The organism is Sinomonas notoginsengisoli, from assembly GCF_021554725.1.
GTDB classification, from domain to species: domain Bacteria; phylum Actinomycetota; class Actinomycetes; order Actinomycetales; family Micrococcaceae; genus Sinomonas; species Sinomonas notoginsengisoli.
Window position 1 is genome coordinate 1193943 of the sequence record NZ_JAIZDP010000001.1, and the last position, 10713, is coordinate 1204655.

Annotated in this window: 12 protein-coding genes and 1 tRNA gene; 6 read left to right on the top strand and 7 right to left on the bottom strand. The window is 68.5% G+C overall.

Annotated elements, in window-relative coordinates:
* Positions 1–80 precede the first annotated feature (80 nt).
* Both LF262_RS05595 and LF262_RS05600 read left to right on the top strand, forming a co-directional pair.
* The gene (locus LF262_RS05595; protein WP_235779218.1) at positions 81–1229 is read left to right on the top strand and encodes a zinc-dependent alcohol dehydrogenase; all 1149 of its coding nucleotides are present in this window, start codon (positions 81–83) and stop codon (positions 1227–1229) included.
* Positions 1230–1241: 12 nt separating this feature from the next.
* Entirely contained in the window at positions 1242–1811 is a 570-nt protein-coding gene (locus LF262_RS05600) for a hypothetical protein (RefSeq protein WP_235779219.1), read from the top strand.
* A 24-nt stretch (positions 1812–1835) separates the two neighbouring features.
* On the opposite strand, the gene LF262_RS05605 is transcribed toward LF262_RS05600, so the two are convergent.
* Positions 1836–3536: an AMP-binding protein gene (locus LF262_RS05605; protein WP_235779220.1), complete on the bottom strand. Its 1701-nt coding sequence runs from the start codon at positions 3534–3536 to the stop codon at positions 1836–1838.
* Positions 3537–3570: 34 nt separating this feature from the next.
* Here LF262_RS05605 and LF262_RS05610 point away from each other — a divergent pair, with 34 nt between their 5' ends.
* Positions 3571–3849, top strand: a complete 279-nt coding sequence (locus LF262_RS05610) for a putative quinol monooxygenase (protein WP_235779221.1) — start codon at positions 3571–3573, stop codon at positions 3847–3849.
* Between the two features lie 79 nt (positions 3850–3928).
* Here LF262_RS05610 and trxA read toward each other — a convergent pair whose 3' ends face one another.
* The 3 genes from trxA to LF262_RS05625 form a co-directional block, all read right to left on the bottom strand.
* Positions 3929–4306: a thioredoxin gene (gene trxA / locus LF262_RS05615; protein ID WP_235779222.1), complete on the bottom strand. Its 378-nt coding sequence runs from the start codon at positions 4304–4306 to the stop codon at positions 3929–3931.
* A 122-nt stretch (positions 4307–4428) separates the two neighbouring features.
* Positions 4429–5694, bottom strand: a complete 1266-nt coding sequence (locus tag LF262_RS05620) for an MFS transporter (RefSeq protein ID WP_235779223.1) — start codon at positions 5692–5694, stop codon at positions 4429–4431.
* A complete protein-coding gene (locus tag LF262_RS05625; protein ID WP_235779224.1) occupies positions 5691–6146 on the bottom strand; it encodes a MarR family winged helix-turn-helix transcriptional regulator in 456 nt (151 codons plus the stop codon). Before LF262_RS05625 ends, LF262_RS05620 begins: the two co-directional genes overlap by 4 nt.
* Positions 6147–6271: 125 nt before the next feature.
* Here LF262_RS05625 and LF262_RS05630 point away from each other — a divergent pair, with 125 nt between their 5' ends.
* Together LF262_RS05630 and LF262_RS05635 are read left to right on the top strand one after the other, a co-directional pair.
* On the top strand, positions 6272–7354 hold the full coding sequence (locus LF262_RS05630; protein WP_235779225.1) for a glycosyltransferase: 1083 nt from the start codon (positions 6272–6274) through the stop codon (positions 7352–7354).
* A gap of 40 nt (positions 7355–7394) precedes the next feature.
* Positions 7395–8432 carry an NAD-dependent epimerase/dehydratase family protein gene (locus LF262_RS05635; protein ID WP_235779226.1) on the top strand — a complete coding sequence of 346 codons (1038 nt, stop codon included), beginning with the start codon at positions 7395–7397 and terminating at the stop codon, positions 8430–8432.
* A 330-nt stretch (positions 8433–8762) separates the two neighbouring features.
* On the opposite strand, the gene LF262_RS05640 is transcribed toward LF262_RS05635, so the two are convergent.
* Both LF262_RS05640 and LF262_RS05645 read right to left on the bottom strand, forming a co-directional pair.
* Positions 8763–8844, bottom strand: a tRNA-Tyr gene (locus LF262_RS05640).
* A 105-nt stretch (positions 8845–8949) separates the two neighbouring features.
* Positions 8950–9285, bottom strand: coding sequence for a hypothetical protein (locus tag LF262_RS05645; RefSeq protein WP_235779227.1), 336 nt, complete (start codon positions 9283–9285; stop codon positions 8950–8952).
* Between the two features lie 185 nt (positions 9286–9470).
* Between LF262_RS05645 and LF262_RS05650 the strand changes: the two genes are divergently transcribed.
* Positions 9471–9956, top strand: a complete 486-nt coding sequence (locus tag LF262_RS05650) for a YajQ family cyclic di-GMP-binding protein (RefSeq protein ID WP_235779228.1) — start codon at positions 9471–9473, stop codon at positions 9954–9956.
* A 306-nt stretch (positions 9957–10262) separates the two neighbouring features.
* On the opposite strand, the gene LF262_RS05655 is transcribed toward LF262_RS05650, so the two are convergent.
* The coding region (locus LF262_RS05655) for an arsenate-mycothiol transferase ArsC (protein ID WP_235779229.1) at positions 10263–10713 on the bottom strand (451 nt) is incomplete at its 5' end.

Genomic DNA, 10713 nt, shown 5'->3' on the forward strand with positions numbered 1-10713 from the left:
GCATGATTGGCGGGCGCCCAGCTGGGAAAGGCTAGGGGAGACAGCAGCAGCCCATCACCTGGCGACGAAGGCGGTCCACCGTGCATGCAATGGTCTACCGAGGCCCGTACAAGATCAGGGTCGAGGAGAAGGACATGCCCTCGATCGAGCACCCCAACGATGCGATCGTCCGCGTGGCGCTCGCCGCGATCTGTGGTTCCGACCTGCACCTCTACCACGGGCTGATCCCCGACACCCGGGTGGGAACGACCTTCGGCCACGAGTTCATCGGGGTGGTCGAGGAGGTGGGCCCCTCCGTGCAGAACCTCAAGAAGGGCGATCGCGTGATGGTCCCCTTCAACGTCTACTGCGGCTCGTGCTACTTCTGCGCGCGCGGCCTCTACTCGAACTGCCACAACGTGAACCCGAACGCGACGGCGGTGGGGGGCGCCTACGGGTACTCCCACACGGCCGGCGGGTACGACGGCGGGCAGTCAGAGTTCGTCCGTGTCCCCTTCGCGGATGTGGGGCCAACCCTCATCCCCGAGTGGATGGACGACGAGGACGCAGTGCTGCTCACCGACGCCCTCCCGACGGGCTACTTCGGAGCACAGCTCGGCGACATCGAGGAAGGCGACACGGTGATCGTCCTCGGCGCCGGCCCAGTTGGCCTCTTCGCCGCCGCATCCTCGTGGCTGATGGGGGCAGGTCGCGTGATCGTCGTTGACCATCTCGACTACCGCCTCGCGAAGGCGAGGGAATTCGCCCACGCCGAGACGTACAACTTCGCCGAATACCCGGACATCGTGCTGGAACTGAAGAAGGCGACCGACTACCTCGGAGCCGACGTGGTCATCGACGCGGCGGGCGCGGAGGCGGATGGCAGCTTCCTGCAGCATGTCACCGGCGTGAAGCTCAAGCTCCAGGGCGGATCCCCGATCGCCCTGAACTGGGCGCTCGACACGGCCAGGAAGGGCGGGACCGTGTCCGTCCTCGGGGCGTACGGCCCCGCGCCCAGCGGCATCAAGTTCGGAGACGCCATGAACAAGGGGCTCACGATCCGCACCAACCAGTGCCCGGTCAAGCGGCAGTGGCCCCGTCTCTTCGAGCACGTCCGCAACGGGTATCTCAAGCCAAGCGAACTGGTCACGCACCGCATCCCGCTCGAGCACATCGCCGAGGGCTACCACATCTTCTCGAGCAAGCTCGACGGCATCATCAAGCCCATCGTGGTTCCCCAGGCGTCCTGAAAGGAGCCAGCCATGCCCTACACCGCAGACATGCGCCGACAGCCGCCAGCCAGTGACGAGCTCCGCGCCCGGATCCCGGGTTGGGGGGTGGACCTCGACCCTGCGGACCGGCCCTCGGTTCCGCGGGAGAAGCGCGAGCCGACGGGCGCCCACTGGGACTTCCCGGAGCGGCAGCCGGAGCGTGCGCCGCGCGAGCGCTCTCTCGAGCACAAGTTCCTCACCCCCGTCTTCGGGACCTCCGCTCCCCTGCACGGGGCCTCTGGCGCCATCCGCAGGTTCGCGTACCGCCGGTACAGCGAGGGGCAGACCCCGCACTGGCTGCTGCTGCTCGCGGGGGACCGTGTCGACGCCTGGGAGGCGCACCTACGATCGTTCGGAACACGGCGGCCCGACAACCCTCTCACCGAGACTGGAATTATGGGTGAGGCCGACCACCACCCGCTGTCCTCCCGCCTCGGGCACAACCGCGCTGATCTGAAGCACCAGTGGCTCGACCCGATCGTCGTCGGAGGGCCATGGATCGTCGGCGCCGTGCTCGCATGGGTGGGTGTCCGCAGGCTCCTCAGGCACTCCCGCCGTTGATCCCGCCAGAGGCGGTGTGAGGGGTCAGCGTGCGCCCAGCCCCAGCCTCTCCACGGCCTCCTCGCGCATCTGCACCTTGCGGATCTTCCCGGAGACCGTCATGGGGAACGAGTCGCGGAGGTCGATGTACCGGGGCACCTTGTAGTGCGCGAGCCGGCCCCGGCAGTACTCCGCCAGGTCCTCGGCGGTCAGCGCCTCGGCGCCGGGCTTGAGGATGATGCACGCCATGAGCTCCTCACCGTAGGTGGCGTCCGGGACTCCAATCACCTGGACGTCCTGGATGGCCGGGTGCCGGTAGAGGAACTCCTCGATCTCGCGCGGGTAGATGTTCTCGCCGCCCCGGATCACCATGTCCTTGATGCGCCCCTCGATGACCACGTAGCCGTCCTGGTCCATGTGGGCGAGGTCGCCGGTGTGCATCCAGCCGTCGGCGTCGATCGCCTCGGCGGTCTTGTCCGGCTGGTCCCAGTACCCGGACATGACGGCGTAGCCACGGGTGCACAGCTCGCCGATCGCGCCCCGCTCCACGGTCTCCCCCGTGGCCGGGTCAATGACCTTGGTCTCGAGGTCCGGCATGGTCCTCCCCACCGTCCCGGTCCGCTGCGCCAGAGTGTCGCCCAGGCGCGTCATGGTCGAGACCGGCGACGTCTCGGTCATCCCGTAGCAGATGGCCACGTCCTCCATGTGCATGTCCGAGATGACGCGCTTCATGACCTCCTCCGGGCACGGCGACCCGGCCATCACACCGGTGCGGAGCGTCTCGAGCCGGTACGAGCCGAAGTCGGGCAGGGCGAGCTCGGCAATGAACATGGTCGGCACGCCGTAGAGCGAGGTACCGCCGAAGTCCTGGACGGCGCGCAGCGCGGCGTCGGGCCTGAAGGTGCGGCCCGGCAGGATGGTGGCGGACCCGTGCGAGTATGCCGCGAGGTTCCCGATGACCATGCCGAAGCAGTGGTAGAACGGAACGGGAATCACGACCCGGTCCTCGGGGGTGTAGCCGAGCAGCTCGCCGATGGCGAACCCGTTGTTGAGGATGTTCCGGTGTGTGAGGGTTGCGCCCTTGGGGAACCCGGTGGTCCCGGACGTGTACTGGATATTGATCGGATCCTCTGCGGAGAGCGTCGCCGCCCGCTCAGCAACGGCCGACGCCGGGACCTCACCCGCGCGCCCCACGAGGTCCTCCCACGTGGTCTCCGCACCCGAGGAGGGCACCCCGGCCTCGAACACGGCCTCGCCCGAGGCGTTGGGCGCCGGCAGGAACACGAGTTTGCGCAGCTCGGGGCACTCGGCGAGCGCCTCGCGGGCCATCGCAACGTATTCGCTCGTGCGGTCGCTCGGTGCCACCACGAGCGTGCGCATTCCGTTCTGCCTGACCACGAACTGAAGCTCGTGGGACCGGTAGGCCGGATTGACGTTGACGAGGATGGCGCCGACGGCGGCCGTCGCGTACTGGAGAATGGTCCACTCGGCGCAGTTGGGGCTCCAGATGCCCACGCGCTCGCCCTTTGCCACGCCCGCGGCGAGGAGTCCGCGGGCGGCGGCATCGACGTCGTGCGCCAGCTCGGCGTAGGTCCAGCGGCGGGCAGCGTCCGCCCGGCCGTCCCCCGCCGCCTCGATCAGCGCTTCGCGGTCCGCGAAGCGCTCAGAAACCCGGGCGAAGTTCTCTCCGATGGTGGTCTCGAGCAGGGACGCCGTCGTCTCACCTGCCGTGTAGGAGGTCTGCATGGATGAAAGCTATCAACTGGGTAGGCTGGCGGCCATGACTGATCCCGTGCGCCTCCGGGCGACCTTCATCCCCAACGACGGCGAGTTCTTCCGCGTGAAGCTGGCCTTGGACATCGCGGTTGAGGAGGTCCAGCGCGAGCCGGGCTGCCTCCAGTACGAAATCACGGAGGAGTCCGAGGAGCGGATCGTGCTGTCCGAGCTCTGGGCATCGGAGGAGGACCTCGACGCACATTCCAAGGGCGTGGCCGTGCAGGACCTCAACGAGTCGCTGAGCGCCTTGCTGGCCGAGCCGGTGAAGATCGAGCGTCTCTAGGAAGCCCACCCCGGACGCGGGACGGCGCCGCCCCCAGCTGCGTGGGGCGGCGCCGTCATGCGCTGTGGGAAGCCGGCCGTCAGTTCTCCGAGCCCTTGGCCTGCGCCTCTGCCACCTTCTTGTGGACGTCATCCATGTCCAGGTCCTTCACCGCGGTGATGACCTGCTCGAGGGCTGACGCCGGAAGGGCGCCGGGCTGCGAGAAGACGAGCACCTTCTCGCGGAACGCCATGAGCGTGGGGATGGAGGTGATGTTGGCCTGGGCGGCGAGCATCTGCTCGGCCTCAGTGTCCACCTTCGCGAACACGACGTCCTGGTGCTTCTCCGACGCCGCCTCGTAGGTGGGGGCGAACTGGCGGCACGGGCCGCACCACGACGCCCAGAAGTCCACTAGGACGATGTCGTTCTTCTCGATGACCTCGGCGAAGTCCTCGCCGGTGACGTTCTTCGTTGCCATGCCGCGCTCCTTGCTCATTGTGCGGTCCCGTGGTCGGGTGGTCTGAGAGTCTCAACGATACCCATGGGGGGTTCATTCCCCCGGACGTCGACTCCCGGCCTCATTCCCCCGGGGACCGGGCCTCAAACAGCGGCGGGCTCGTGCTCTTGGACGTGCTTGCGCCCGGCGAGGGCGATGGCGATCGCTGCCACGAGGGCGCCAGCGGAGGCGTAGAACGGCACGGGAGCGCCGAACGTCTCGCCGAGCCACGTGGCAATGAACGGTGCGAGCGCTCCGCCCATCCAGCGCACAAAGTTGTAGCCAGCGCTCGCGACCGGGCGTGGCGCGTCGGAGATGCCCATCGCGAGCTCGGTGTAGACGGTGTTGTTCACGCCCAGCAGCGCACCGGCGATGATGGTGAGGACAACCACTGCGGGTACCGCGTGGAACGAAGCAGACACAGCCATGCCGATGAGGACGATGGCGAGCCCCGCCAAAGTGCCCGCGAGAACCTTGACATCCCCGAACCGCGTCTGCAGCTGGGGTGCTAGGAACACCGAGCAGAGGGCCAGCGCCACACCCCAGCCGAAGAACACGGCGCCGATGCCGTAGGCGCCCATTCCGAGGATGAACGGCACGAACGCGAGCACGGTGTAGAAGCCGAAGTTGTAGAAGAACGCGCTGCCGGCCACCGAGCGCAGGCCCGAGTGGCCGAGGGCCAGGAGCGGATCGCGGAACCGGGTCTTCTTCGCCGACGGCTTGGTGTTGGGCAGGGTCGCGAGGATCGCGATGAAGGCAATCGCCATGAGCGTTGCGGTGCCGAAGAACGGCATGCGCCACTGCCAGCCGCCCAGCAGCGCGCCGGCGAGCGGGCCGAGGGAGAGGCCGAGGCCGAGAGCCGCCTCGTACAGGATGATCGCGGTGGAGGTCCCGCCGGAGGCGACGCCCACGATCACCGCGAGCGCCGTGGCGACGAAGAGGGAGTTGCCCAGTCCCCAGCCGGCGCGCCAGCTGATCAGCTCGGTGACGCTCCCGCTCGTGCCGGACAGGCTTGCGAACACCACGATGAGCGCGAGGCCGATGAGGAGGGTCTTCTTGCCGCCGATCCTCGAGGACACCCAGCCGGTCACGAGCATCATCACGGCGGTGACGAGGAAGTAGCTGGTGAACAGGAGCGAGACCTGGCTCGGGGTGGCACCGAGGTTCTGGGCGATCGCCGGAAGGATCGGGTCCACGAGCCCGATCCCCATGAACGCGAACACCGAGGCGGCGGCTGTGGCCCAGACCGCCTTTGGCTGGCGGAAGAACGAGGCCTTCTCGGCCTCGAGCGTCTCGTGGACGCCGCCGCCGTGCGGGGGCGGCGCGGTGGGGGCCTGGGGTTCGGAATGGACGCCGGGTTCGGCGGTCATGCGGGCAGCTCCTGGTTCCTGTCGCTGGTTACGTACTTGTTGATCTTGTCCATCACGGGCAGCGCAGCAGCCAGGGCTGCGCGCTCGGAGTCGTCGAGGGCCGCGAGAGCTTCGGCCATGCGCTCGGTACGGCGCGCGTTCGCACGCTTGGCGGCGGCGTCTCCCGCGGGGGTGCGGCGCACGACGACGACCCTCGCGTCGTGCGGATCGTTGCACCTCTCGACGAGGCCGGCCTTCTTGAGCCGGGCCACCTGCTCAGTGGCCGTGGGGACACGGACGCCGAGGTTCTTGGCGACCATCCCCATCCTGACCCCCTCGCCGGCGGTCATGTTGAGGACGCTGAGCTGGGAGGCGGACAGATCGGAGAGCTCGTCCAGTCGGCGCGCCACGTAGACGCCGTGGCGGAGGGAGTTGCGGAACGCCTCGGCAAGCTCAGCCAACTCCTGATTCATACTTAGGTAGCCTAATAATTAGGGTGCCTAATGTCAAGCCATGGGTTGCCTGCGGCTCGACCCCACCGCACGTCCCCCTTAGCATGTCGCGTGGGGGGAGGCCCTCCCGAGGTGGGGAAGGACCCATGGCCAGCTTCCTGTTCGTCACATGGGACGGCGGCGGCAACGCGGTGCCCGCCGCTGTCCTCGCTGCGGAGCTCGCCCTGCGCGGCCACGAGGTGACGGTGCTCGGCGATGCCACCCAGGCCGGGGCCTTCAGAGCCCCGGGAACGCGGTTCGTTCCCTTTTCCGGCACGCGTGCCTTCCCCACCGGCTCCACTCCGCGGGACATGCTCAGGATCGCCACGGACTCTGGGATGCAGCGCGACATGATGGCTGAGTTCGCCGACCATCCGGCCGATGCAGTGGTGGTCGACGTCGCGCTGTTCGGCGTCATGGACGCGCTGCGCCGCGCGGGCCGGGGGTACGTGGTCCTCGAGCACACGCTGGACGGGGTGCTGCGCCAGGTGCTCCCCTCCCTCGATGCTGTCCTGCGGTTCAGAGGGATGCGCGTCCTTCACCTCCTGAACGCCGGCGCCCCGGTTCTCGCGCCCACGATCCCGGAGCTGGACCGTGGCCACGGGCCCGTGGTCCACATCGGGCCGATGGTCCGCGGCGTCCCGGCCAGCCCCGCCTCCCCCACCGTGGTCCTCTCCCTGAGCACCGTTCCGTACCCCGCACTGTTCCCGACATGGCAGCGGCTGCTCGATGCAGTGGAGGGGCTCCCTGCGCGCGTCGTTGCCACCTTCGGCCCCGAGCTCCCGGCAGGATCCCTCCGCGTCCCGGACGGTGTCGAGGTGCACGGCTGGTGCCCGCACGAGGACCTCATGCCCAGGGCGTCGCTCGTGGTGAGCCACGGGGGGCATGGCACGGCCATGGCAGCACTCGCCCACGGGGTCCCGCTCCTCGTGCTGCCGCTGGACCTTGCCACCGACCAGCCTTGGGTAGGCCGTGCCGTGCAGCGGGCGGGGGTCGGGCGGATGCTCTGCCGCAGGTCCCGGGCTGGGCGGATCCGGGCGGCCATCGAGAGCCTCCTCGCCGACGGGCCCCACCGAAGCGCCGCTGCACGGATGGGAGAGCGGGCACGCGCCCTCGACGGCCGCGCGCGCGGCGCCGACGTCCTGGAGATGGTTGCCCGGGCCGCTCAGCGGGAATCACACCGAGAGTGACTACCGCCTGACCCCAGGCCCAACCACGCAAAGGAGCAACATGCGCATCGCCATCGTCGGCGCGACAGGAAACGTGGGGACTGCATTGCTGCGGAAGCTGGCCGCCGAGGGCGGCCACGAGCTAGTCGGCGTCGCCCGCCGGGCGCCTGATGCCGGCGCCGAGCCCTACCGGAGCGCCGTCGCCTGGCACCCGGTCGACATCGGCTCGCCGGACGCGGTTGCGGTGCTGCGCGGCGCGTTCGAGGGGTGCGACGCCGTCGTGCACCTCGCGTGGGTGATCCAGCCCAACCACCGGCAGGACGAGCTGCACCGGATCAACGTCGAGGGGAGCTGGCAGGTGTTCGAGGCTGCCGCGCAGGCAGGGGTGCAACAGCTCGTCTACGCATCCTCGGTCGGAGCGTACAGCCCCGGGCCCAAGGACGAGCGGGTGGACGAGTCCTGGCCCACCGGCGGCCTGCACACCTCGCACTACAGCCGGCAGAAGGCCGCGGTCGAGCGGATCCTCGACCGATTCGAGGCCGACCACCCGGACATGACGGTGGCGCGGCTGCGACCCGGGCTGATCTTCCAGTCCGGTCAGGCCTCGGAGGTCGGCCGGTACTTCCTGGGCCGCTTCATCCCGCAGCAGGTCGCCGGGACGCGCGTTCCCGTGCTGCCCATGCCGCCCACGATGATCTTCCAGGCCGTACACGCCGAGGACGCGGCCGATGCCTACGCCAAGGCCCTCACGGCGCGCGCCCAAGGGCCCTTCAACATCGCCGCCGAGCCCGTTCTGGACCCCGAGACCTTCCCTCCCGTGCTCGGAGCAAAGCGGTCGGTCCCCCTCCCGGTGTCCGTACTGCGCAGCCTCGTGTGGCTGTCGTGGAAGCTGCGGGTCCAGCGCACCGATCCGGGCTGGATCGACATGGCCGTGCAGGTCCCCGTCATGGATACGGGGCGCGCCCGTTTAGAGCTCGGCTGGGAGCCTCGACGCACCTCCCAGGAGGCGGTTACTGCAGTCTTGGGTGGAATGCAGGAGGCGTCCGGCGTCTCCGCCTCCGCGGCCCTGCGGCCAGGCGATCAGGCAGCGGAGAACTGACCGGGGAGATCCTCGCCGTGGACGAGCCGTATCCCACTCGTGCTCGCGCCATGAGGCTCGCTTCTAATACGCTTGGCAGATACCATAAATCTGACGCCTCGGTCTGTCCCCCATACGGCCGGGGCGTCCTCACGGCTGGCCCCATGCGACGCTTCGAGGCGTTCGCCCCACCCGCCTAGGAGGCCGCCGAAGGCCATCAGGACGCCCCCTGCGCGCGGCGTGCTCACAACGTGCTCAGATCGCCCCATTTCGGGCAAAAGAGAAAGGACCCGCCGTCGCCTCCGTAGAGGTTAAAGCGGGTCCAACTCCCTCCGGAATTCGGAGGATCTGTGGCAGATGAGGGATTCGAACCCCCGTAGGCAATGCCAGCTGATTTACAGTCAGCCCCCTTTGGCCGCTCGGGTAATCTGCCGAACGCCACGCCGCGGACCACGCAGCCAAGCTGCGTTCCGCGGTGCGAGCAAGACAACCTTACAGAACATTCGCCCACGCGTCGAATCGGGGCCGACCCGCCGAATCAGGCGGTTTCAGCGCTCCGCAACCCGGCGACGTCGTGCGCGTCTGACGACTCCTCGGAGGCAATCGCACGGGCAATCTGGGCCTCGAGGAATGCCGCCTGCTCGCCGGTAATCTGGCGGAGCGCCACGGCTCGGGCGAGGTCCTCATGGACGCCATCCAGACGAGCGGTCGCCGAGGGCGTTGGGGACATCACAATGCCGGTTGCGAGGGTCGCGGCGGCGACCATTCCCCCAGCGGCAGCGGCCGCCCTCCCAGCAATCGACCTCTTCGGTGCGCCGTCCTTGGACTTCTTCGACGGTGCTTCCGTGCCGGAGCTTGCCGCGTTCGTCGCCACAGGTTCCTCCCTCGTGCTTCCCTTCACCGTTACAACGCTTGCAGCCGCACTTGCGATCCGGCTGGAGTTCGGCTGTGGGTAAACTGTGGGCCTCTCGGCCCGCGCGAATTGGATACCCGGATCGGCGGCAGACTAACCGGCTAGGCTGGTGGCCAAAGTCAGGTCCGACAATTGCGGAGGTTTCCATGGCCGATTCGACGTTTGACGTTGTGAGCAAGGTGGACAAGCAGGAGGTCGCCAACGCGCTGAACCAGGCGCAGAAGGAGATCGCCCAGCGCTACGACTTCAAGGGCGTTGGTGCCGAGATCGACTTCTCTGGCGAGAAGATCCTCATGAAGGCCAACGCCGAGGAGCGCGTCAAGGCCGTCCTGGACGTCTTCGAGTCCAAGCTGATCAAGCGCGGCATCTCGCTGAAGTCCCTCGAGGCGGGCGATCCGTACGCCTCGGGGAAGGAGTACCGCATCGAGGCCTCCATCAAGGAGGGCATCTCACAGGAGCACGCGAAGAAGATCTCCAAGCTCATCCGCGACGAGGCGCCCAAGAGCGTCAAGGCACAGATCCAGGGTGACGAGCTCCGAGTGTCCTCGAAGTCCCGCGACGACCTGCAGTCCACGATCGCCCTGCTGAAGGGCTACGAGGACGTCGACCTGCAGTTCGTCAACTTCCGCTGACGTGGGCCTTCCTTCCGCGTGGTTGCTGGGCTCAATTCGCCTGAGTCCGCACGGAGTCCGCAGGACTACCGAGGACCGCAGCCATCACCCCGGATGCTGCGGTCCTCGTCTTGTCTTCCGCGGACGGCCACAAGTGGCCAGCTGCCGCAGGCGGCCCGGCACCGTGCGCGCGACCTCCCCCGGCGTGTAGGGACTGGGCTGCATGGCCACCTCTCGTTATCGTCTTTTATAGAACAGAGACTTTATAACAGACGATAAGCCTCAAGACCCCGCTTCTGCAGACCGACGCGCCGCACCGCACCCCCGCTATGCGGCAGTGATGCGCGCCGAGAGGCCCTGGACGCGTTCGGCGATCTGGCTGAACGCTGCCTCGAACGCAGCCGCGGTTCCCACGGCTACGGGGTCCGGCACCGACCAGTGGAGCCGGACTGAGGCGGGGAGCTCTTCGTGCGCCCGATCGCAGACGGCGATGATCAGGTCGTCCGGCCGGACCCTCTCGACGAGCATTTCGGGGTGCGACCCACCGAGGTCGAGCCCGTGGCGCGCTGCGACGTCGCGGGCGCCGGGAGCGATGCCGTCTGCCGGGTGTGGGCCCGCGGAGGCGGAGGGCACCGTGCTGGCGCGCTTCCAGAGGGCCTCGGCGAGCTGGCTGCGGGCCGAGTTGGCGTAGCAGACGAAGAGCACACGTGGGGCCGCGACTGTCGCCGCCGCGAGTAGACCGGCCATCCCGCCCCGCTCGAGGGTGACGTAGCTGCGT

Bases quoted from the DNA above. Each gene is read 5' to 3' on its own strand.
- LF262_RS05600 (WP_235779219.1), top strand. From the start codon at position 1,242: ATGCCCTACACCGCAGACATGCGCCGACAGCCGCCAGCCAGTGACGAG.
- LF262_RS05605 (WP_235779220.1), bottom strand. From the start codon at position 3,536: ATGCAGACCTCCTACACGGCAGGTGAGACGACGGCGTCCCTGCTCGAG.
- LF262_RS05610 (WP_235779221.1), top strand. From the start codon at position 3,571: ATGACTGATCCCGTGCGCCTCCGGGCGACCTTCATCCCCAACGACGGC.
- trxA (WP_235779222.1), bottom strand. From the start codon at position 4,306: ATGGCAACGAAGAACGTCACCGGCGAGGACTTCGCCGAGGTCATCGAG.
- LF262_RS05620 (WP_235779223.1), bottom strand. From the start codon at position 5,694: ATGACCGCCGAACCCGGCGTCCATTCCGAACCCCAGGCCCCCACCGCG.
- LF262_RS05625 (WP_235779224.1), bottom strand. From the start codon at position 6,146: ATGAATCAGGAGTTGGCTGAGCTTGCCGAGGCGTTCCGCAACTCCCTC.
- LF262_RS05630 (WP_235779225.1), top strand. From the start codon at position 6,272: ATGGCCAGCTTCCTGTTCGTCACATGGGACGGCGGCGGCAACGCGGTG.
- LF262_RS05635 (WP_235779226.1), top strand. From the start codon at position 7,395: ATGCGCATCGCCATCGTCGGCGCGACAGGAAACGTGGGGACTGCATTG.
- LF262_RS05650 (WP_235779228.1), top strand. From the start codon at position 9,471: ATGGCCGATTCGACGTTTGACGTTGTGAGCAAGGTGGACAAGCAGGAG.